23 protein-coding genes, 1 tRNA gene and 1 pseudogene are annotated in these 20,304 nt (G+C 54.5%); 15 read left to right on the forward strand and 10 right to left on the reverse strand.

Annotation, left to right across the window (positions count from 1 at the left end; all coding sequences use genetic code 11):
• Positions 1-133 precede the first annotated feature (133 nt).
• From GWA01_RS05615 to GWA01_RS05635, 5 genes are all read left to right on the forward strand, one after another.
• Complete coding sequence (locus tag GWA01_RS05615) at positions 134-940, forward strand: SDR family NAD(P)-dependent oxidoreductase (RefSeq protein ID WP_146794805.1); 807 nt, start codon at positions 134-136, stop codon at positions 938-940.
• A 93-nt stretch (positions 941-1,033) separates the two neighbouring features.
• Entirely contained in the window at positions 1,034-2,011 is a 978-nt protein-coding gene (glk, locus tag GWA01_RS05620; protein WP_211581028.1) for a glucokinase, read from the forward strand.
• Positions 2,012-2,288: 277 nt separating this feature from the next.
• The gene (locus tag GWA01_RS05625; protein WP_228118370.1) at positions 2,289-2,570 is read left to right on the forward strand and encodes a S24 family peptidase; all 282 of its coding nucleotides are present in this window, start codon (positions 2,289-2,291) and stop codon (positions 2,568-2,570) included.
• Positions 2,571-2,667: 97 nt separating this feature from the next.
• A complete protein-coding gene (locus tag GWA01_RS05630) occupies positions 2,668-3,927 on the forward strand; it encodes a Y-family DNA polymerase (RefSeq protein ID WP_146794809.1) in 1,260 nt (419 codons plus the stop codon).
• Between the two features lie 99 nt (positions 3,928-4,026).
• Entirely contained in the window at positions 4,027-4,605 is a 579-nt protein-coding gene (locus GWA01_RS05635) for a hypothetical protein (protein ID WP_146794811.1), read from the forward strand.
• Between the two features lie 348 nt (positions 4,606-4,953).
• Here GWA01_RS05635 and GWA01_RS05640 read toward each other — a convergent pair whose 3' ends face one another.
• From GWA01_RS05640 to GWA01_RS05655, 4 genes and pseudogenes are all read right to left on the reverse strand, one after another.
• Entirely contained in the window at positions 4,954-5,184 is a 231-nt protein-coding gene (locus GWA01_RS05640; RefSeq protein WP_146794813.1) for a hypothetical protein, read from the reverse strand.
• Positions 5,181-5,438, reverse strand: a complete 258-nt coding sequence (locus tag GWA01_RS05645; protein WP_146794815.1) for a hypothetical protein — start codon at positions 5,436-5,438, stop codon at positions 5,181-5,183. Before GWA01_RS05645 ends, GWA01_RS05640 begins: the two co-directional genes overlap by 4 nt.
• A gap of 129 nt (positions 5,439-5,567) precedes the next feature.
• Positions 5,568-5,828, reverse strand: coding sequence for a hypothetical protein (locus tag GWA01_RS05650; protein ID WP_146794817.1), 261 nt, complete (start codon positions 5,826-5,828; stop codon positions 5,568-5,570).
• A 2-nt stretch (positions 5,829-5,830) separates the two neighbouring features.
• A pseudogene (locus GWA01_RS05655) lies at positions 5,831-6,327 on the reverse strand (lysozyme).
• A gap of 267 nt (positions 6,328-6,594) precedes the next feature.
• Here GWA01_RS05655 and GWA01_RS05660 point away from each other — a divergent pair.
• A complete protein-coding gene (locus GWA01_RS05660) occupies positions 6,595-6,948 on the forward strand; it encodes a hypothetical protein (RefSeq protein ID WP_146794819.1) in 354 nt (117 codons plus the stop codon).
• 11 nt (positions 6,949-6,959) lie between these two features.
• On the opposite strand, the gene GWA01_RS05665 is transcribed toward GWA01_RS05660, so the two are convergent.
• From GWA01_RS05665 to GWA01_RS05680, 4 genes are read right to left on the reverse strand one after another with little or no spacing between them, the layout of a single operon-like run.
• Positions 6,960-7,289 carry a hypothetical protein gene (locus tag GWA01_RS05665; protein ID WP_228118372.1) on the reverse strand — a complete coding sequence of 110 codons (330 nt, stop codon included), beginning with the start codon at positions 7,287-7,289 and terminating at the stop codon, positions 6,960-6,962.
• 55 nt (positions 7,290-7,344) lie between these two features.
• Positions 7,345-7,554 carry a hypothetical protein gene (locus GWA01_RS05670; protein ID WP_146794823.1) on the reverse strand — a complete coding sequence of 70 codons (210 nt, stop codon included), beginning with the start codon at positions 7,552-7,554 and terminating at the stop codon, positions 7,345-7,347.
• Positions 7,555-7,557: 3 nt separating this feature from the next.
• Positions 7,558-9,126 carry a hypothetical protein gene (locus GWA01_RS13215; RefSeq protein WP_228118373.1) on the reverse strand — a complete coding sequence of 523 codons (1,569 nt, stop codon included), beginning with the start codon at positions 9,124-9,126 and terminating at the stop codon, positions 7,558-7,560.
• Positions 9,123-9,572, reverse strand: coding sequence for a hypothetical protein (locus GWA01_RS05680; RefSeq protein ID WP_228118374.1), 450 nt, complete (start codon positions 9,570-9,572; stop codon positions 9,123-9,125). Before GWA01_RS05680 ends, GWA01_RS13215 begins: the two co-directional genes overlap by 4 nt.
• 64 nt (positions 9,573-9,636) lie before the next feature.
• Between GWA01_RS05680 and GWA01_RS05685 the strand changes: the two genes are divergently transcribed.
• From GWA01_RS05685 to GWA01_RS05710, 5 genes are all read left to right on the forward strand, one after another.
• Positions 9,637-9,888 (forward strand): hypothetical protein, encoded by a 252-nt coding sequence (locus GWA01_RS05685; RefSeq protein ID WP_146794825.1) that lies wholly within the window; start codon positions 9,637-9,639, stop codon positions 9,886-9,888.
• 389 nt (positions 9,889-10,277) lie between these two features.
• Complete coding sequence (locus tag GWA01_RS05695; RefSeq protein WP_146794829.1) at positions 10,278-10,625, forward strand: helix-turn-helix domain-containing protein; 348 nt, start codon at positions 10,278-10,280, stop codon at positions 10,623-10,625.
• Positions 10,626-10,722: 97 nt separating this feature from the next.
• The gene (locus GWA01_RS05700; protein ID WP_228118375.1) at positions 10,723-11,187 is read left to right on the forward strand and encodes a hypothetical protein; all 465 of its coding nucleotides are present in this window, start codon (positions 10,723-10,725) and stop codon (positions 11,185-11,187) included.
• Between the two features lie 75 nt (positions 11,188-11,262).
• Positions 11,263-11,502 carry a hypothetical protein gene (locus GWA01_RS05705; protein WP_146794833.1) on the forward strand — a complete coding sequence of 80 codons (240 nt, stop codon included), beginning with the start codon at positions 11,263-11,265 and terminating at the stop codon, positions 11,500-11,502.
• A 287-nt stretch (positions 11,503-11,789) separates the two neighbouring features.
• A complete protein-coding gene (locus tag GWA01_RS05710; protein ID WP_146794835.1) occupies positions 11,790-12,536 on the forward strand; it encodes a tyrosine-type recombinase/integrase in 747 nt (248 codons plus the stop codon).
• A 52-nt stretch (positions 12,537-12,588) separates the two neighbouring features.
• Here the strand turns inward: GWA01_RS05710 and GWA01_RS05715 are convergent.
• Positions 12,589-12,662, reverse strand: a tRNA-Cys gene (locus tag GWA01_RS05715).
• 148 nt (positions 12,663-12,810) lie between these two features.
• Between GWA01_RS05715 and GWA01_RS05720 the strand changes: the two genes are divergently transcribed.
• Genes GWA01_RS05720 through GWA01_RS05735 form a run of 4 tightly spaced genes read left to right on the forward strand, consistent with a single transcriptional unit; the run spans position 12,811 to position 18,371 of the window.
• Complete coding sequence (locus GWA01_RS05720; protein ID WP_228118376.1) at positions 12,811-14,268, forward strand: TolC family outer membrane protein; 1,458 nt, start codon at positions 12,811-12,813, stop codon at positions 14,266-14,268.
• A 36-nt stretch (positions 14,269-14,304) separates the two neighbouring features.
• The gene (locus tag GWA01_RS05725; RefSeq protein ID WP_146794838.1) at positions 14,305-14,787 is read left to right on the forward strand and encodes a DUF2497 domain-containing protein; all 483 of its coding nucleotides are present in this window, start codon (positions 14,305-14,307) and stop codon (positions 14,785-14,787) included.
• Positions 14,788-14,842: 55 nt separating this feature from the next.
• Positions 14,843-17,509: a valine--tRNA ligase gene (locus GWA01_RS05730; RefSeq protein WP_146794840.1), complete on the forward strand. Its 2,667-nt coding sequence runs from the start codon at positions 14,843-14,845 to the stop codon at positions 17,507-17,509.
• A complete protein-coding gene (locus GWA01_RS05735; protein ID WP_146794842.1) occupies positions 17,466-18,371 on the forward strand; it encodes an alpha/beta fold hydrolase in 906 nt (301 codons plus the stop codon). The genes GWA01_RS05730 and GWA01_RS05735 overlap by 44 nt, the downstream gene beginning before the upstream one ends.
• On the opposite strand, the gene ilvD is transcribed toward GWA01_RS05735, so the two are convergent.
• On the reverse strand, positions 18,349-20,205 hold the full coding sequence (gene ilvD / locus GWA01_RS05740) for a dihydroxy-acid dehydratase (RefSeq protein ID WP_146794844.1): 1,857 nt from the start codon (positions 20,203-20,205) through the stop codon (positions 18,349-18,351). The two genes, GWA01_RS05735 and ilvD, sit on opposite strands and share 23 nt — an antisense overlap.
• Positions 20,206-20,304 lie beyond the last annotated feature (99 nt).

Raw genomic sequence — 20,304 nt, forward strand, 5'->3', positions numbered from 1 at the left:
GAACCTTGGACTTCTGGCCGGCATGCAAAGCCGGGAAAGCGGAAGATGGGTCCCGAAAAGCACGGGGTCGCGTCACATTGCATGTGAGGGCTATACCCGTTCAACAATTATCCGGCCATGAGAAATAAACACTATGACGTCTGATCCTCGCATTTCTGCCACACAAAATGGTCGACACATTCTCATAACCGGTGCCTCAAGCGGCATCGGAGCAGCGTTGGCGCGCTATTATGCCCGTCCGGGAAATCACCTTACTCTGTGGGGAAGGAACACCGAACGGCTCGAAAAATGCGCGCAGGAGGCACGCAGGAAGGGAGCGGCTGTCACAATCCTCGCACTTGATCTGTGTGACACGCAAGCAGCGCTAAGCGCTTTCATCGCAGCGGATGATGCCCGAGCAGTAGACATGCTTATCCTTGGGGCAGGACTCGGAGATATTCGCCCGGTAGGGGCTCTAGCGGAAAAAGCAGAGGATGTTCTCGCAATTTCGCTCGTAAACTTCACGACCCCCGTCACCCTGGCATCCGAAGCTGCAGGGCGCATGGCCGCACGCAAAAAAGGCTGGATTGGGCTTATCGGTTCCGTAGCAGCGTTTCATGATCTTCCGGTGGCCACGGCATATAGTGGCTCAAAAGCAGGTCTCGCACGCTTCAGCACGGCTCTACACGCCGCCATGACACCTCATGATGTGAAGGTGACGCTCATATCTCCCGGATACGTGGACACCGCCATGAGCCAACGACTGGAAGGCGCCAGACCATTTCTTGTTTCTGCAGAAAAAGCAGCCCGACTGATCGCAAATGCAATGGAGAAGGGACGCGCCCATCTGCTCTTTCCATGGCCATTCCAGCTGGTACGCTTGCTTGAAGCAATCATGCCTCGGGCACTGGTCCATCGGATTGTAAGATCAGCCAAGGTTGTCCAGCGTCCACAACTATAAGGATTACCCAAACGTCACGAAACTTGACGGCACGCCCGGGGTAGGCAACTTGGTGCGGATTCGGTCAGGTTGGACCGTTAGAATACCAGAGGATTGCCTGTCATGAGAGAAATCGTCGCGGTCGACATAGGTGGAACACACGCACGTTTTGCGATCGCCACGGTTGATGAAGGCCGAGTTATCGAACTCGGCGAAGCAACGACGTTGAAATGCTCCGAGCATGCCAGTCTTGCACTGGCCTGGGAGGCATTCAGTCGCCAGATCGGACGGGCACTCCCACGAGAAGCCGGTATCGCGGTTGCATGTCCTGTGACCGGCGATATCCTCAAGATGACCAACAATCCCTGGATCATCCAACCAACGCAGCTTTCCTCCAGACTGGGGTTGGACAACTTCAATCTCGTCAATGACTTCGGTGCGGTCGCTCATGCCGTGGCTCAACTTGATGCCTCACAGATGCAGCATCTTTGTGGCCCCGAGATCGATCTTCCCACTGAAGGTGCGATCACGATCGTAGGGCCGGGAACCGGTCTCGGCGCGGCTTGTCTGCTACGTAGAAGTAACAAGTATTTTGTTATGGAAACCGAAGGCGGACACCTCGATTTTCCGCCGCTGGACGAACTCGAGGACCGTATTCTCCATGTTCTGCGCCGCCGTTTTCGTCGCGTGTCAGCAGAACGCATTGTCTCCGGTCCTGGACTCACCAATCTTTACGAAGTGATCGCAGAGATCCAGGGGTTGCCCGTTACTCTGACAGACAATCGCGCGCTATGGACGAAGGCACTTGAGGGCTCTGATACGATGGCATCTGCCGCTCTCGAACGATTCTGCCTGAGTCTCGGCGCAGTTTCGGGCGATCTGGCACTGGCTCACGGCGCACGCGGCGTAGTCATCGGCGGAGGTCTCGGTCTGCGCCTGGCCAATAGCCTTGCACATTCCGGCTTTGCAGAACGCTTCGTGGCCAAAGGACGCTTTGAGAACATGATGAGCGAGATGCCAGTCAAAATCATCATGCATCCACAGCCCGGACTTTACGGCGCCGCAGCAGCATATGCTGAAGCACATTCCTGAAAAGGAAAAATCTTGCTCTGATTTTCGGAAGGAAAGCCTTCTGGAGGTCCGAGCGAGAACGACATGATTAGCAATATCAATAACTTAGATATGTAAAACTGCGTAATTGCCCTACGCAAAACTGTCATTTTTTGCGCATTTTGTAAAACGATTTGCCTACCTCCTGTGAGCAATCTGACTAACCCCCTGAAATTCCTCGCAAACAAATCTTCGTTCCAAAATTCATTTGACGCGGCCCTTCATGTTCTCTTTTTGTTCCAATAGACAGGAGGCGAACATGGCATATCGTGGCGACCGGACGACGGGTTTTGCATCACCAGCCGCAGATAACATCGAGGACCCTATCGACTTGATGGCGGCTGCCCTGGATCTGCGCCAACCAAGCCGTTATCCGATTCGCGTTGAGGGTGAAGCCTTGATGGGGAGAGGGATCAAACACGGGGACATCTTGGTAGTGGACTCTGCTGTAGCGCCACATACGGGTATCGTAGTGGTGGCTACCGTAGGGTCTGAAATGCGCGTTTGCAAACTGACCCAGCGCGAGGAGAGTGATGGCTGAAGCCCTCTGGCGCCGATGTCACCGCAATACAGGTTCAGGAAGACACTGACGTCTCAATCTGGGCCGTAGCCACTGGCTTAGTCCGAACCGACGTCTGATGCACGTCTTTGGACTTATCGACGGCAATTCCTTCTATTGCTCCTGCCAGCGCGCATTTGAGCCGCGCCTGAAACATGCACCTGTCGTGGTTCTGAGTAATAATGACGGCTGTGCCATTGCCCGGACTCATGAGGCGAAGGCTGCAGGTATCAGGATGGGCGACCCCTGGCACCTTGCTCGGAAGAGGCCCGAAAGCGCTCATGTCGCTTGGTACTCATCAAATTATGCGCTCTATGCCGATATGTCTCGACGTATGTATCAGGTGCTCAGTGAGCGTGTACCGGCTGTTGAGCCTTATTTCATTGGCGAGATGTTCCTCGACCTGAGCAATCCTCCTGGCGATCTTTATCAGCGCTGCTCGCGACTGCGTCAGGACGTTCTCAAGCATGCCAAAATCCCGACCTGCGTCGGATGGGGGCCAACCAAGACAATTGCAAAGCTGACGAATGGGCTCGCCAAGGCTCATCCAGAGCTGAACGGGCTATGCGACCTCACGGATAATGCCGTTCGTCAACACTGGTACGCTCGAACAAGCATAGATGAGGTATGGGGCATCGGACGACAGACCACCCAGAAACTTCAGGAGATGGGCATCCGGGCAGTTGCCGATTTTGTTACACTGGATGCGAAGAGCGTACGACAAATGCTGACAGTCGTTGGTGGCCGGGTGCAGGCAGAGCTTCGTGGGCAGTCATGCCTTCCGCTATTGGATGTCTCAGGTCAGCGAAAGTCGATCGCCTCTACCCGCACGTTTGGCAGACTGCTGACGGAGTGGCATGAAATCCGTGAAGCGATAGCGCACTACGCAAGTCGCGCTGCAGAGAAATTACGAGAGGATAATCTCGAAGCTGCGCATCTGTCCGTCCTGATACAGACAAACCCGCACAATGGTGACCCCTGGTACGCTCGCAATATTGCAATTACGATCGAGCCGACGTCAGACACCCGTGACCTGGTCCAGCACGCAACGAAGCTGGGCCGAGCTATCTGGCTTTCAGGATACCGGTATTTTAAGGCAGGCGTAATCCTGACGGATCTCCGCCCCGCAGGAACCCAGGGGCTCATGTTTAGCGGCCGACCGCCAGAGAAGTCCGCGACAGCGATGCTTGCCTTAGACGTAATTAATGCGAGGTTCGGATCAGGGACATTGCGAACAGCGTCGACAGGGCAGGAAAGAACATGGAGCCCGCGCCAGGCGATTCTCTCTCCGCGCTACACGACAAGGCTAGAGGAAATTGCAATTGCCCGAAGTTGGTAATGACCATTTTCGCCTCATTTCCACATGAGGATAACGTTGACCAGATGGAATTTGTTATTATCCACGCACATAGAAACAAATTCTTTTGAGAGGTTGGTTATGGAAAAATTACGTCCATTTATAGCCGCTACGATTTTTATCGTTGGAACATGTTGGGCTATTTCTGACTTTATTTCCTATTCTGGTATTTTTGCATCCTTAGCCGTTTTTCTTGGGTCCACAGCTCTCGCGTTAGGCATATCCCCTGGTCGGGAATCCTTACCTATTGCAACGGAATTAGGAGGGATTTTTGCGCTGTTTTTTGCAGTAGGCTCGTGGCTCCTTCATGCTCCCGCATTTGATATTGATAAATTAAAATCAGAAAATAATATTTCACATGCAATAATGGAAAATATAAACACAAATCTTATACCTCAGAACCAATGGGAAAAATTACTGCGCAGTTGCACCTTGCAAAGTACGGCAGACCAAATCTCAACGGTAATTCAGGCTCAAGAAATCGAAAATCCAGAAGAGGTTGCATTTACGAAAAGAGCAACTGGAAACAATTATCAACCCCCAAAAGATAAATGCATTGATGAAGTAAATAAAATTAATAAAGAATATCCAGATTTCTTTATTTCAGTAAAAAAAGACATAGAAAAAATTAACAAGAAAAAATATAGAATAAGTTTTTAGTAAATAACGATAAAAATTATATCCATACGCTTTGTGAAGGAAATTTTTGATTCTGGTTTCGTTTTTAGAAACATTTATGGGGAAATTCCCCGTATTGGAGTGATATCAATCCGAACCTGACAGTCCGTTATCGCCGTCATTGTAATCACCTGACCAAACATTCGCTATGAATCTGCGACATCTGCACAGCGCTTTCCACAAGCGCTGGACATTCCTGCCGATGTGCGCGGATCTCGATCGCCATTTCCTTCTGGAATTCGGCAGACCAAGGATGCAGGGCAGGACATATAACTTTGACCCGCGTGCCAGCGCAGCCGGCCAGGCACAGACACAATGCAATCGCGCGCATCATGCTTCCCCTTTATCCAATGCAGCCAGAAGCTCATCCGTGGTCTGTGGCGCCTCCGCTGCACGCTGCGCTCTTGCCTGTTCTGCTGCCAGCTCGTCCTGGACAGCACTGACATCCTGATCAGCTGTCTGCGCTTTTTGGGATCGCCCTCCAGCACGATAGAGGCCAACGCTCGACGCCACACCCACAAGGAGCATGACGCCGAGAATTGCCAGGCTGGCAGTATTCACTGCGCCGTCTGCGCGGCTGCAGGTGTTGTCTGAAACGCCTTTTCCAGATCGAGCGCACCTTCAAGCATTTTCGCGGCCGCCGCATCAATCGCGTTGACGTCCACATGGTCTGCCAGGCGCGTGACCATTGCCCCCAGGACGCCCTGGAGGATCATGCCACTGACAGCCACACCCTGCTGGATGGCAGCCGTATCGGCTTTACCCAGGGACTGGTTCACAAGGGCCTCGAGTGCTGGAACAGAAGACAGCGACATAAGGTCATTTTCCATAAAAAAAGCCGCCTTGATGGGCGGCAGTGTGATCGTCGGTCTGACAGCAGGATTGCTGCCTCCTTCGGCGATGATGTGCAGGATTGATCCCGGCCCGAGCAGGGGCGAGCTCAGTCAGGCTTTTGGTTTTGGGCTGGAAACCGGAGCCGGGATCTTCCCGGGTGGCACGCTTCTGGTTCGACCGGCTTCGAGTCTGTTGGCGGCCCATCCAACATTCAGCCCGATCAGCGAGACGAACTGGAAAGCAGCTGCCAGGCATGAGCTGTCTTTGGGTGGACGCACAAAGACCGTGATCAGCTTGCAGGCGATGATGAAGAGGGCGACCCACAGCTCATACCGGGCGGGGATTTCGTTGAGGAAGCCACTAAGGTCCATGCTCAGACCTCCGCTTCAGCAAGAGCAGACAGGCGGCCGAGAAACACGTCCCGCTCGATCGCGCGTCTGCGTGTCAGTCCCGCGAGTACGACCAGGCGGCCGTCCACCGTGGCATGATTCCATAGCCTGAACTGGTCGGCAGCAAGGTCAAAGGATCCCACATTGAGGAAGCGGAGCAGCGTGGACCCGTGACGGCGGCTGTGCCAACATTGTATTGCCAGGACAGCAAAGCCGCGCGTTGTGCGTCCGTTACAGGAACGCGTAGCATATTCTGCAGATCTGTATTGAGCGTCTGAAGACGCTGCATGACCAGGCTTTCTGCCTCGGCCAGAGTGATCGGCTTTGTGGTCGCTGTAACCGGCGTGCCGCTGGCCAGAAAGCGACTGCCAATCCCGATGGTCCAGTAACCCGCAGGGCAGCGATAGGGCGCAAGTCCGCACCCCTCGAAGTCCGGACGGCGCAGAAGTGCAGCCGCCAGAACCAGAGTGTTCGTTTTCATTCGGTTTTTCCATAAAAAAAGCCGCCTCAAAGGGCGGCTGGTGATTGGAACTGCCTTAAGGGCAGGTTAGGGAATTTCATTCAATTCTTAAGAGTATATACAATATATTTTCGCTTTTTTAAATCCCATAAAATCGAATTTAATTTAATCGAAAAATAAGAACTCAATGAATACAAATTTTGAAGAATCATAGTCATTACAAAAAAAATAAATTAATTCTCTGAATGATCGATTCGCCTAATCCATTGCGGAGGATCAGGAGCAAATATGAAATTCGCATCAAATATTCGCCAATTCGCCCTACCATCATTTATAATGTTAGTGGTTGCGGCTTGTGGCTCGCAGGAGCAATCCAAACCTAAAGATACACAGTTACTCCCCATTCAAAGCACTGCTAACCAGTGTGCTAAGCAAATCTTTGCTATTGGACACACCCAAGTTGGACAAACAAATTTGTTTGAGACGCCCTATAATATCAAAGAACACATAGCGAAATCCAGTAACCTTTCGGACAGAACATGGGAAACGATCATGTTACCGTCCGCGTCTATTCCAGCAGATGGCTCGAATAAAGGTGCCGCGTGGAGAGCCTGCATGGCCGGGAAAGGATTCCAGCTTTAAACTCTTCCACTCTACCGCCCAACGGACAGGGCGATATGGACGGCGCCGGATCCGAGGATGGAGGTTGCCAGGGTGATCAGGGCGGTGACGACGGCCTTGCCGCCCATGACGCGGTCGACCTTGGAACCTACGGTCTTGATCTCGCTGCCCAGCTCGTCTTTGAGGTCCGTGATCTGGGTGCGCAGGGAGGCGATTTCCGTGCGCATTTCCGCCCGCAGGTCGGACTGGCCATCGCCCAGTCCGGCTGCGATTGTTTCGAGCTTCAGCACCCGGTCCTCGAGATAGCGGATCCGCTCCACCTGGTCGGGGTTGGCATCAGCTTTAGGCTGTGTGTCAGGCATCATATATCCAGAGAATGGGCCGCGCGGAGGCGGCGGAGGGACAGAAGGGCGCGTGTCAGGCGAACCAGCCATGCCGGCGCCCGGTGGTCACGATGGGTTTGGCGCGCACCACTGCCAGAAGGGATGTGCGGTAGACGTTGGCCTTGATGTCCGCAGGCCGGACAACCGCCAGCACTGAAAGGCGCTTCACACCAATGGCGTCGTCCTGCGGACGCGTAACAGCCAGCAAAGAGAGGCGGGTCGTGGTCAGGGTTGGGTCACTCATGGATCAGCTCCCCGAGATCAGGCCAAATTCCAGCGCGGACAATGCGGCCGCAGACCAAGGCTTGCCCGTGGCCGGATCGGTATCGAATGCCCAGACCAGGCCGGTATTGACGATGGACATGGCCTTTTGCGCGCCCAGCTGGTCCGTGCTGGCAGACGTGATTTTCCCCGTGAGATGCTGCGGCGCATTTTCCATGGCGCTGCCATAGGCCGTCAGGCGCAGGCCCGCGATTTCATGGGTACTTTCGTCGAGGGTTATTCCATTGCTGGTAAAACTCATGGCCTGTCCGGCCTGCGTACTGGAATATCCATTTCCCGAGGGTGGGCTGGCCGCAAGCCCCGAAACACCAGCACCCGTCCAATCCGCATGCGCACCCGCCTTACTGGGCCACAGTCGCGTGATGGATGCACCGATCGTCGGATAATCCGCCACAATCCCGTAATTCAGGCTGCAGTTTTCACCGTAGAGATCGTCGACCACCCCAAACCCTACCGTGGTCAGCCCCCCCCCGAACCCCGAGAGGTCTACATCGGCGGTGGAGACCAGAGCTTCATTGATATAAAACTGTACTGCGCCGCTGGCGCTTCCCACTCCTTTAATGTTGAGGTCAAACAGCACATTGTTGCCATTGCGGATCCCCGAGGATGCCGTCAGATCCGTCCAGGCCGTAGCACCGGCAAGCTTGCACGACACGTCCATTTTCTCGGTGTGCTGCTTTACAGCCTCGACCAGCACATCGGCTGGAACGCCGTCCCGCAGAAAACGCCCGCAGATGCTCTTGGCGAACCCGGCCTGACCGTCTGGCAGACATCCAACCTTGAGGACGCGGGCGACAGTCTGGGAGATCAGGGCTTCTGAAATCTCCAAGGCCGGTTTGTCGGTTTCTGCCGGTTTCGTAGAATCAGAAGGGGATATATCTTTCTCTAATTCTAGATCTACGGAAAACCCTGAAACCGGTTTTGAAACCGAAACCCCGGAAACCAAAACCGCTTTTGAAAACTGGTTTTGGTTTTCGGTTTCCGAAATCGCCCCACCGTCGATAGACGACAGCAAGCGCATTTCACGTTGTTCGACGGCTTCGCGCTCCCGATGCACATAAGCGTCTTCCGCTTTCTCTCCTTTACGCGGGCGCCCACCCTTGGAGGCATTCGCCCGGGAGGTCCTAGCCTTAACGCCCGCTTCTGGTGCGAACTCTCCAGCTTCTTGACGCACCTTGAACTCTTCCAGCCTGCGCTGCTGCTCTGCACGGGCGGCAGCACGCTCCTCACGACGGATCTGGCGTTCCACAAGGTGGGGGCTGTAGAGCGCCCCGTCTTCGTCCCGAAGGATGAACCGCGTGAACTCAAGTTCTGGCAGGACACGGCGCAACACCTCGACATGCTCACACGCCATCTGCGCCACCTGAGCGTCATCCAACGCGCGACCACCAACGCGGAACACCACGTCACGGGCGGATTTCAGAGCGTCCATCAGAGAGTGAAATACACCGCGTTGTTCTGCCGGGAGAACCTTCAGGAAGGCCATCGCAGGAACATTGGCCCGATCGAACGTGGCAGGGATCTGGAGCATCATGCCGAGGCCCCTGTCTTTTCTATCCCGCGCACGATCTTGAGGGCATGATCGACAACACGGCGAAGCTTGGTCAGCTCATGCCCAAGGCTGTGGGCTTCCTCGACCGTCACGATGCCATCCGCCAGAACGCGGATCGTCATCTTCATGGTGTCGTTGGCCTTGTCAGCAACGTCTTCCATGATCTCGGCCACATCGCCATGACCCAACTGGATCGGCGTCAGGTTGTAGCCAAGCTCGTGCGCCATGGTCTGGAGAATGAAAGGCTCTTGGGCAAATTCGTCCAGCACGATGGCGATATCCACCGGCGCTGTCGTTGTGGAGTTCCGGTTTTGATATTCCGAAATCCGGGCCCGACCGACGCGGGTAACGGCTGCCGCGGCATCAATGCCACCAATCGCACGAACCGCCATTTGCGTGGCCGTTTTGAGGGCAGGGACGTGATTCATGGCTTCACCCACGCACGACGATCAGCCATCTTGCGCGCATCAATAGCGAACGGAGTGACGGCACATGGCTGATGAATGGAAACTGAAAGAAGACGGCAACCTCGATATTTCGAGCCTGACAGGCTTCCGCACGGTGGTGATCCAGGACGGTGCCGTTGTGTTGCAGCTAAAGGCTGCAACCGCCGCAGAACACTTCCCGGAAGGCGATAAGCTCGAACAGTTTTCTCTGTCCCCGCAAACAGCTGCTGAACTGGGACGAGATCTGCTCGATGCCGTGGAAATTCTTCTGCAAAAGCCCGCAGGCGAGGTCCACTAAGTCCCGTTGAGAACGGGCAAGACTGCAAGACATCATCTTGCTGACGGCTGTATGAGTGCTGTTTACCTTCGGGCATATGAAGGATGCTCATGCTGCCGCTGTTCCCAAGTTATGACGTGCCTGAGGGAATATATCTGGACGGATTATGTGCGGGTCGAGATTAGCGAGCCGCGCGACCGTGATGACGTGAATTGGTGGCACTCGACGCCACTTACAAACAGCAGAATGAGATCGCTGTATGGCCGCCCCCACCTTCTTAGGACCTCCTGCGGCCCGTATCACATCTTCAATATCCATAGCTTAATGTGAGCATGACTCACATATACATGTCAAGTTTGTGCGTGAGTAAAGCGCACACATTGAGCCGCTAAGCTGTGCAAAGTTTTCACATGGAAAAGACGGCCAGAATTAGCGATAGAATTAAAAGCCTTCGAAAGAAGCTGAAGCTAAAGCAGGCTGATTTTGTCGCCGGCCTGAATATTTCGAGGTCATATTTATCGAAACTTGAGACAGGTGAAGAGCAACCAGGAAGGGATTTGCTCATCAGAATGTCACAAGAATTCAATGTTTCGCTGGATTGGCTTACATCTGGTACCGAAGATGCCGTCCCAGCGAGAGCTGTCAATGAGCAAGAGGCACTCTTGTTGATGGCCTTCCGCTCTTTACCGCCTGACGAGGCTGAGACACACCTGAAACTCATGCTGCAGCACGCAAACAAGGATAGATTAGATCAGTAAGAAATTATTTCATGTGAGCAAATCTCACTTTTTTATTGACTGATATGTTCGCTTAACTCACATTTATCTCCATCGTATCGACGCGATGGAGATCATTATGTCATTGCCCGCAGGTGAGCCGCGCCCGTCTCACGCAACCATCAGCCTCAGTGCTGTCGCTTCCGTTCCCTTACTGCGCCCGCTTCACCCTCTGCTGCGAGGGCATACGGATCGCACGTTCGCAAAATATCTGTCTGGCCGCTCTGTCGCCGTTCAAAGCAAGGCGCGTGAGAAACGCGTCTGCCTGATCTATGCGCGGGAACGGGCAAAAGATGCGCCAAACGGCGGTATCGCAAAGGCTTATGCCCAGACCGCGAACGAAGTAGAGAATGAACTGGTCGCTCTGCTGCACGCAACACGGCCAGCCGATCCGGTCCCATTTCCCGAACCACCTGTCGCATCCGCCCCACAGACGCTGAACGACTTGCTCGAACACTCAGCACCTCAAGGGCGCGGCCTTCGCCTCACGAGCTTCCTACGCTTCTGCACAGACCTGCTTCCGGGAGGGCGCGATGTCCACTGAGATCAGGGATAGGAGATAGCCGGTGATGACCAAGAACGAACAGCGCCATCAGTTCTGGCCTCAGGGGTAACAAGGATGAGTGAAGCAATGACCCCGCGCTGCCTGCCCATCCGGGCCGCTGCGGAATATTTAGGGATCAAAGAGAGCCTATTTCGTGAACGCGTGGCACCGGAAATTGCCTCGTTTTCGATCGGAAGCAGACGTCTTTGGGATAGAAAAATGCTAGATCGATGGCTGGATAGGCAATCGGGTATCGAGGAAACAGCTTTTATTGCAAAGCCCCGCACCGCCCTGGACGAGTTGCTGAACACCTGATGGTCTCTGTACGAGTAAAGTACCTGCAACGTCATCGGGGCAGGGACAGGAAGATCCGTGTGTATTTCAGGCATCCGCAACTTCCGCGCCAAGCATTACCGGATTTTGATGACCCAGCGTTCTGGCCTGCCTATCACGCCGCGATGGCCCAAATTCCGAAAGTCGAACCGAAAGCCATTCGTGGCATCGGGACGTTCGCGCGATTATGTGAGGACTAGCTCAAGAGCAACGCCTTCATCTCGCTCAAGTCATCCACGCAGGTGGGGCATCGCAACATCGTCTTGCGGATGATGCGGAAGAACTTTGCCACATTCCATGTTTCGGACTTCGAGCCCAAGCATGTCAGGGCTATCATCAACCGGTTCTCGGACCGGCCTGCCTCCGGAAATCGTTGGCTGAGGATCTTCAGCATTCTGTTCCGCTTGGCGATAGAGCAGGATCTGATTCAGACAGATCCCGCCCGTGATGTCCGGCGCCTCAAAGAGAAAGCAGAAGGGGCAAGGGCGTGGACTGAGGTAGAGGTAGCTCAGTTTCAGGCCCACTGGCCCCTTGGGTCCCGAGCGCGGACAGCCTTCGCACTCCTGCTTTACACAGGACAGAGGCGTTCGGACGTGGTGAAAATCGGTCCAGCCTGCATCAAGGAAGGCATGATTGCGGTCACGCAGCAGAAAACGGGGACGAGCTTGATGGTTCCCATTCTCAAAGATCTCGCATTAGCCTTGGCTGCAACGTCAGATGTGAAAGCTTACTATTTGGAGGTCACACCCGGACGAAAGCCATCTTCCGATTCGCTAGGCAATCTCATGAAGGATTGGACGCTGGCGGCAGGCTTACCGCCCGATCTTTCAGCACACGGCCTGCGAAAAACTGCGGCTCAAAGGCTGGCCGAAGCGGGATGCACCACGCATCAGATCGCAGCGATTACCGGCCATAAAACACTATCGGAAGTGGAGAGATACACGCGCTCAGTCGATCAGAGGAGACTGGCAAAGCAGGCAATGGCACTGCTAGAGGCTGTAAAACCAAATGCGTAGAATTGTAAAACCGGCTAGAAATTGGCTATTTTCTGCGGGTTAAAATTATCTGTGGAGGTCCGGGCGGGAATCGAACCCACATTCGCGGATTTGCAGTCCGCTACATCACCACTCTGCCACCGGACCTCGGGGGCAGGGGCTATATCCTCTTTCGTGCCGGATTGGTCAAGAGCAATATTCGTGAGCAGAATGGATTTTTCTTATGCCGCCAGTCAGGCTATTAAGTTCTGACTCACGAATGCTGCGATACAATACGCAGGTGGCAGGATATCTCATGACCGCAGGACGTATCAGTGTGATGAACCTTACCCGGCCTTTCAGCTTCGGGTTGCTGTCGATTCTCCTTAGCGGCACGGCTCTCGCACAGAAATACGATGGCAGCGGGTCTCCCACCTTTGTTCCGCACACAATTCAGGAAGCTTTTTCAGCCGCGTACCTGACCAACCCTCAACTCCGAGAGGAGCGCGCAAAGCTGCGTGCGATCGACGAGCAGGTCCCTACAGCACAGGCAGGATGGCGCCCGACGATTCAGGGCAGCATGAACCTGACCTACTATAACGGCAGCACCGATTACGCTGCTACGGGCGGTTATCTTGGAAGTGCGCGCACATACCAGACGCCTGGTTATTCAGGGGGCCTACAGATTACGCAGCCACTGTATCAGGGCGGAAAAACCGTTGCTGGCATTCATGCCGCGATGAACCAGGTGATGGCAGAACGCGCGCGCCTTATCTCTACTGAACAGGAAGTGTTCACCAACGTCGTAAGCGCATATGTAGGCGTTATCGAAGACGAGCAGATGCTTCAGCTCAATATTAATAATGAGCGCGTTTTGCAGCAGCAGCTACAGGCGACAGAGGAGCGTTTTCACGTCGGTGAAATTACCCGCACGGATGTGGCTCAGGCACAGGCCGCGCTCGCAAGCGCAACGGCACAGCGGCAGCAGTCTGAAGGAACGCTTCAGACTGCACAGGCAACCTACCTGCAAGTCGTGGGCATCGCAGCGCCTTCCAATCTGATTGCACCACAGCCCCTGAACCTGCCAGTTAAAAGCGAGCAGGAAGCCGTTGCCCTAGCTGTCGAGAATAACCCAAGCGTTGTGAATGCCCTGTTCACGGAAGCACAGAGCAAAGACAATGTATCGGTGCAAATTTCGGCCATCATGCCGAAAGTCTCTGCCTCATTGAATTATCAGCACTCCATCAACCAAGGCTATGGCCACTCGTCGATGGATAACAAGTATGGAATGGTCTCGTTCAACCTTCCTATTTATCAGGGTGGTTCCGAATACGCTGCCGTGCGCGAAGCAAGGCAGGAATCCCAGAGCGCCCATCACGAAGTGGACGTCCAGCGCAGGACTGCACTTCAGCTTGCCGCAGCCAACTGGCAGCAAATGGTTTCCTACAAACAGTCTATTGCCAGTAACCGTGAAGCAATTTCAGCAAACGTTATTGCTCTTGATGGTGTGGAACGTCAGGCTCTCGTAGGGACAAGTACCACCCTTGCTGTGCTGCAGCAGCAGCAGACACTGCTACAGGCTCAGCAGGCTCTTGTTCAGAACCTTGGCAGCCTTGTGATCACTTCCTACAACGTTGCCGCCGCAATTGGTCGTCTTACAGCCGCGGATCTGAAGCTCGGTGTCCCCCTTTATGACGAGAAAGCCTATTACAATGCGGTCAAGAACCGCCTTTGGGGCATCAGTGATTACGCCCGCAATCAGCCTGGCCGCTAAGGCCCGGCGCTCTCAGATACGGAAAATCGACCTGTCATGACTTCTCCCAGTCTCAATCAGAATCCGACCAATGAAAACGATGAGACAATCCAGGACGTCCTGAGTTCGATACGACGTATCCTGCACGAAGATCCCTCTCAAAAACCAGCCGACAAAAATGATGACGAGGAACTGACGTTGGACTCTTCGATGATGGTCTCACCACCAACTTCAGCTACCCCAAGCCCTCAGAAGGACCCGGAGACAGCGCATCAGGATGAACTGATGGGGGCAGGCACAATGGCTGCTGCCGAACGCTCTCTGGACGCACTCCATGCTGCTTTCAATGAACGCCGTGCACGTAACGGGATGCAGATTTCCAGCGATACTGTTGTCAGCAGTGCAGGGGGCATGACCATTGAAAACATGGTCCGAGCCGAAGTGCGCGAGATGGTACGCACGTGGCTGGATGCTCATCTCCCCTCGATGGTAGAAATTCTTGTGCGCTCAGAAATAGCCAAACTCCGCCCACGGGACTAAATCTTCCAAGACAAGTTTTCCGTTTTACCGCCTGTTATTCTCTCTCTGGATTGTCATGCTCGAAAAAAGTTTTGTTCCCGCCGATCACGAAGCCACACTATATGCACAGTGGGAAAACAGCGGATCGTTTGCGGCGAACCCCGAAGCGCCCGGTGAAGCATTTTCCATCATGTTTCCGCCGCCAAACGTCACGGGAACACTCCATCTCGGGCATGCACTGAATTTCGTTCTGCAGGATATCCTGATCCGCTGGAAGCGTCAGGCAGGTTATAATGTCCTGTGGCAGCCCGGCACAGATCACGCAGGCATTGCCACGCAGATGGTTGTCGAACGTGCCCTGGATAAAGAAGGGAAGAGCCGAACCGCGCTTGGCCGCGAGGGATTTCTGGATCGCGTCTGGGACTGGAAAAAGGAATCCGGCGGAACGATCGTCCAGCAGCTGCGCAAGCTGGGAGCTTCGGCAGACTGGGAGCGCGAGCGCTTCACAATGGATGATGGTCTGTCACGCGCGGTCCGCAAGGTCTTCGTGCAGCTTCATCAGGAAGGCATCATCTACCGCGACCGCAGGTTGGTGAACTGGGACCCGGCGTTCCGTTCAGCAATCTCGGATCTCGAAGTTGAGAACCGCGAAACCAAGGGTTCAATGTGGTATCTGCGCTATCCGCTTGAGGATGGTCGCACGATCACCGTGGGAACAACACGCCCGGAAACGATGCTGGGTGACGTTGCAGTTGCCGTGAATCCAGAAGATGAACGCTACACCGATATGATCGGCCAGTTCGTCACATTGCCTTTGACCGGGCGCCGCATTCCTATCATTGGCGACAGCTACTCGGATCCTGAAAAGGGAACCGGTGCAGTTAAGATCACGCCTGCACACGATTTCAATGACTTTGAAGTGGGCAAGCGCCATAGCCTGCCAGCCCCGACTGTTCTGGATGAAACCGCCAGAATCTGGATCGGAGAAGTCGAGGACGAACTGCGTGACATAGAAGGGCTCGCATCGATTGAATTCGTGCGTGCCCTTGCAGGCGCAAGCCGTGAAGATAGCCGCAAGCGTGTTGTTGAAGAGCTTGAGCGTACCGGCTGGCTTGAAAAAATCGAACCGCACAAGCTTCAGGTGCCATACGCCGAACGCGGCGGCGCGATTGTCGAACCACGTCTCACCATCCAGTGGTATTGCGACGCGAAAAAGCTTTCCGGTCCCGCAGTAGAAGCGGTGGAAACTGGAAAAGTCGTGTTTGAACCGCGCCAGTGGCAAAACACGTTCTTTGCATGGATGCGCGATATCCAGCCATGGTGCATCAGTCGGCAGTTGTGGTGGGGACACCGTATTCCTGCGTGGTATGCGCCTGATGGCAGCGTGTTCGTCGCGGAAAATGAAGAAGATGCGAAAGCTCAAGCCGGAGCAGGCGTGGAGCTGACACAGGACGAAGACGTTCTCGATACGTGGTTCAGCTCTGGTCTATGGCCGTTCAGCACACTTGGCTGGCCCGACAAAACACCTGAGCTCGCAAAGTATTATCCAACGAGCGTGCTGGTCACGGGCTTTGACATCATTTTCTTCTGGGTTGCCCGGATGATGATGATGGGATTGCACTTCATGGATGAAGTGCCGTTCCAGACCGTTCTGATTCATGGTCTTGTCCGTGATGAGAAGGGCCAGAAAATGTCCAAGTCCAAGGGGAATGGACTGGACCCGATGGACCTCGTCGCGGAATTTGGTGCGGACGCAACCCGACTTGCCATCTGCTCAGGCACGGGTCCCGGACGCGATATCAAGCTCGGCCGTACACGCGTGGAGGAGCATCGCGCATTCGTCACGAAGCTCTGGAATGCTGCGCGTTTCCTTGAGATGAATGGCGCGCACCCAGTCGAGGATTTTGACCCCTCAAAGGTTAAAAGCGGTTTGGGACGCTGGATTCTTTCGGAAACCAATAATGCGATTGCAGAAGCTGAGCGCGCACTGACAGCATATCGCTTCGACGAATACGCAAATTGCTGCTACCGTTTTGTGTGGAGCCGCTTCTGCGACTGGTTCGTGGAATTTGCAAAGCCGGTCTTTGCTGCCGAAAATGACGAGACAATCGAGATCCGCGCTGTCAGCGCTCATGTCCTTGGTCTGATCCTGCGCCTTATGCAGCCTGTGACGCCCTTCGTGACGGCTACATTGTGGAAAGAGCTTGGCTATGCAGGCTCTTTCGAAACGGTCCGCTGGCCGGAAGCCATGGTTGTATCAGAAGCTGGGGAAGCAGAAGCAGAGCTGGACTGGGTCATTCGCCTCATCGGCGAGATCCGCACGGTGCGTTCGGAAATGAACATACCGCCGTCCCAAAAAGCCCCTTTGCTCCTGCGTGACGCGGACCCGAAGAATCTTGATCGCGCCAGAACATGGGCTGAGGCAATTGGCCGCATGGCACGTGTGTCGGATGTCGAGGTCCTCACGGCTGATGCACCGCGCAATGCAGCGCAGATCGTGCTCGACGAGGCAACGATTTTCATTCCTCTGGAAGGTTTGATTGATCTGGATGCAGAGCGCATGCGCCTGCAGAAGGAAATTGACAAGAACGAAAGCGAAATCGTCAAGGTTGAGCGCAAGCTTGGAAATGCCGATTTCGTCGCACGTGCAAAACCAGAAGTAGTTGAAGAAAATCGCACGCGTCTGGAGACGTTCCAGCGTGATCTCGGTCGCTTCAAAGCTGCTCTTGCCCGTCTGGCCTGATACAAAGATCCTGTTGATTGCTGTTCTGGCCTTTCTGCCCAGAACAGCAATCGCAGAACCTTTTCCCCTTGGAAAAAGTCAGCAGAATGCGCTGCTGCCAACACTTTCTTTAAGCGTTGATATTTTTCGTCCTACGCACTGCACTGAACGATCAATTCTGCTGGTTTTTGCAGGAAAATCTCGCAATAGCGATACCTACAGAGACGATAGCATTCCGCTGGCCCGGACCACCTGTAGCATCGTCATAGCACCGCATTTCGACCGCGATCGCTTCCCTAACTGGCAATATCAACGGGGCGGTATTCCGCAGAGGCCGGGAGAGCCCGCAGCAATCTCGCTAGTCGAGCCATTGATCAACTGGGCACGACATGAGACCGGCAACACCACTGCTCCCATCATCCTCATTGGTCATTCAGCAGGAGCCCAGTTTCTGGGAAGAGTGGCAGCTTACACCCAGACGGACACATCAGCGATCGTCATCATGAACCCGTCAACCTACGTACTTCCAGACATGAAAACCGCAGCGCCTTACGGGTTTCGGAACTTCTGCGTGGAAGACGCAAAGAAATGTCTAAGCCCGTATCTACAGACAAAGCTCAATTTTTTGCTGGGCGCAGATGATGACGACACTTCCCATCATCTGGTGCAAACACCTGAGGCAATGCAGCAGGGCGCTAACAGGCTGGAGCGCGGCCAGAGAACATTTCAGCTAGGCCAGAAAACAGCCTCTCTGCTGCATATTCCGTTAGGTTGGTCCCTGCAAATAGTGCCCGATACCGGCCATAATGGCCGGAAAATGATGGCCTCTTCTCAACTTAGAGAGACCATCAACACAATCATTACCCACGCTTCTTCACGATGATCTGCGACAGATCGCGGACTGCACCATTCGCTGCGCTTGTCGTCATGGCCGCGTAGGCTTTCAGTGCCTGCGATACAACACGATGACGATCAGGCTGCCATGCCTTGTCCCCACGGGCGTTCATACGCTCGCGGCGGTTGGCAAGTTCTGCGTCCGTCACATCAAGATGCATACTGCGGTTCGGAATATCGATAACGATGCTATCCCCGTCTTCGACAAGCCCGATCAGGCCACCTTCGGCAGCCTCAGGTGAGATATGCCCGATGGACAGTCCCGAACTTCCTCCAGAAAAGCGACCGTCAGTGATCAGCGCACACGACTCAGCGAGCCCCTTGGATTTGAGGTAGCTGGTTGGATACAGCATCTCCTGCATACCGGGACCACCCTTGGGCCCCTCATAGCGGATCACCACAACGTCTCCATCCGTGATGCGGCCGCCCAGAATGCCAGAAACTGCATCATCCTGACTTTCAAAAACGCGAGCGATCCCCGTGAACGTCAGAACCTTGTCCGATACGCCAGCCGTCTTCACGATAGCGCCGTCTTCCGCAAGGTTCCCGTACAGAACAGCCAAACCGCCATCCTGAGAAAAGGCATGAGCGCGGTCACGCAGAACGCCAGCTGCACGATCCAGATCCAGCTCATGATAACGGCTCGATTGGGAGAACGCATGCACCGTCCGAACACCACCAGGCGCCGCACGAAAGCGCTCACAGGCCTCAGCGTCTCCGTTGACGATGTCCCATTTTGCAAGAGCATCGGCAATGGTCGGCGCATGCACCGTTGGCAATGACGTGGTGATCAGGCCTGCGCGGTCCAGCTCACCCATGATCGCAGGAATACCGCCAGCACGATGGACGTCTTCCATGTGAACATTCGCCTTTGCAGGCGCAACCTTGCAGAGGTTTGGAACCTTACGTGACAGCCGATCAATGTCCCCCATATGGAAATCCACTTCACCCTCACGCGCAGCAGCCAGCAGATGGAGCACGGTGTTGGTGGATCCGCCCATGGCGATGTCGAGAGTCATTGCATTTTCAAACGCCGCACGCGATGCGATGCTGCGAGGAAGAACAGAGGCATCATCCTGCTCGTACCAGCGACGCGCCAACGCCACGGAGCGACGACCAGCCTCAAGAAACAGTTCACGACGATCCGCGTGCGTTGCCAGAAGGGACCCGTTGCCTGGCAACGCCAGTCCTAGTGCCTCGGTCAGGCAGTTCATGGAATTTGCTGTGAACATACCCGAGCAGGAACCACAGGTCGGGCAGGCAGAACGCTCGATCTGTTCAGATTCATCATCCGTCACCTTCGGATTTGCTGCAGCCACCATAGAATCCACCAGATCGAGCTTACGCTCAACTCCGGGCCCATTGAGCTTACCCGCTTCCATCGGGCCACCTGAAACAAACACCACGGGAATGTTGAGACGCAGGGACGCCATGAGCATACCCGGCGTGATCTTGTCGCAGTTGCTAATGCAGACGATCGCGTCTGCACAATGCGCATTCACCATATATTCAATGGAATCTGCAATCAGCTCCCGGGACGGCAGCGAATAAAGCATTCCACCATGACCCATAGCGATGCCATCATCGACTGCGATCGTATTGAATTCCTTGGCAACACCGCCTGCTTCCTCAATCGCAGAGGCCACAAGCGCTCCCATGTCCTTCAGGTGGACATGGCCTGGGACGAACTGAGTGAACGAATTGGCGACTGCAATAATGGGCTTGCCGAAATCACCGTCCTGCATACCGGTCGCACGCCACAGGGCGCGTGCACCTGCCATATTACGGCCATGAGTAGTGGTGCGGGAACGGTAGGCAGGCATGAGAGAAACTTTCATAAAAATCAGAGGGGAGGTTAGATAGCGAAAAATTCTCCAAAAGGCCAGTCTGTGCAAGATATGAAAAGAAAACACGTCAGGACT

The organism is Gluconobacter wancherniae NBRC 103581 (assembly GCF_007988885.1).
In the GTDB taxonomy this organism is placed as follows: Bacteria; Pseudomonadota; Alphaproteobacteria; order Acetobacterales; family Acetobacteraceae; genus Gluconobacter; species Gluconobacter wancherniae.

Bases quoted from the DNA above. Each gene is read 5' to 3' on its own strand.
- GWA01_RS05635 (WP_146794811.1), top strand. From the start codon at position 4,027: ATGGAAAAATTACGTCCATTTATAGCCGCTACGATTTTTATCGTTGGA.
- ilvD (WP_146794844.1), bottom strand. From the start codon at position 20,205: ATGCCTGCCTACCGTTCCCGCACCACTACTCATGGCCGTAATATGGCA.
- GWA01_RS05710 (WP_146794835.1), top strand. From the start codon at position 11,790: ATGATGCGGAAGAACTTTGCCACATTCCATGTTTCGGACTTCGAGCCC.
- GWA01_RS05695 (WP_146794829.1), top strand. From the start codon at position 10,278: ATGGAAAAGACGGCCAGAATTAGCGATAGAATTAAAAGCCTTCGAAAG.
- GWA01_RS05680 (WP_228118374.1), bottom strand. From the start codon at position 9,572: ATGAATCACGTCCCTGCCCTCAAAACGGCCACGCAAATGGCGGTTCGT.
- GWA01_RS13215 (WP_228118373.1), bottom strand. From the start codon at position 9,126: ATGATGCTCCAGATCCCTGCCACGTTCGATCGGGCCAATGTTCCTGCG.
- GWA01_RS05685 (WP_146794825.1), top strand. From the start codon at position 9,637: ATGGCTGATGAATGGAAACTGAAAGAAGACGGCAACCTCGATATTTCG.
- GWA01_RS05660 (WP_146794819.1), top strand. From the start codon at position 6,595: ATGAAATTCGCATCAAATATTCGCCAATTCGCCCTACCATCATTTATA.
- GWA01_RS05700 (WP_228118375.1), top strand. From the start codon at position 10,723: ATGTCATTGCCCGCAGGTGAGCCGCGCCCGTCTCACGCAACCATCAGC.
- GWA01_RS05730 (WP_146794840.1), top strand. From the start codon at position 14,843: ATGCTCGAAAAAAGTTTTGTTCCCGCCGATCACGAAGCCACACTATAT.
- GWA01_RS05650 (WP_146794817.1), bottom strand. From the start codon at position 5,828: ATGGACCTTAGTGGCTTCCTCAACGAAATCCCCGCCCGGTATGAGCTG.
- GWA01_RS05670 (WP_146794823.1), bottom strand. From the start codon at position 7,554: ATGAGTGACCCAACCCTGACCACGACCCGCCTCTCTTTGCTGGCTGTT.
- GWA01_RS05705 (WP_146794833.1), top strand. From the start codon at position 11,263: ATGAGTGAAGCAATGACCCCGCGCTGCCTGCCCATCCGGGCCGCTGCG.
- GWA01_RS05725 (WP_146794838.1), top strand. From the start codon at position 14,305: ATGACTTCTCCCAGTCTCAATCAGAATCCGACCAATGAAAACGATGAG.
- GWA01_RS05645 (WP_146794815.1), bottom strand. From the start codon at position 5,438: ATGTCGCTGTCTTCTGTTCCAGCACTCGAGGCCCTTGTGAACCAGTCC.
- GWA01_RS05665 (WP_228118372.1), bottom strand. From the start codon at position 7,289: ATGCCTGACACACAGCCTAAAGCTGATGCCAACCCCGACCAGGTGGAG.
- GWA01_RS05720 (WP_228118376.1), top strand. From the start codon at position 12,811: ATGACCGCAGGACGTATCAGTGTGATGAACCTTACCCGGCCTTTCAGC.
- GWA01_RS05615 (WP_146794805.1), top strand. From the start codon at position 134: ATGACGTCTGATCCTCGCATTTCTGCCACACAAAATGGTCGACACATT.
- GWA01_RS05625 (WP_228118370.1), top strand. From the start codon at position 2,289: ATGGCATATCGTGGCGACCGGACGACGGGTTTTGCATCACCAGCCGCA.
- GWA01_RS05630 (WP_146794809.1), top strand. From the start codon at position 2,668: ATGCACGTCTTTGGACTTATCGACGGCAATTCCTTCTATTGCTCCTGC.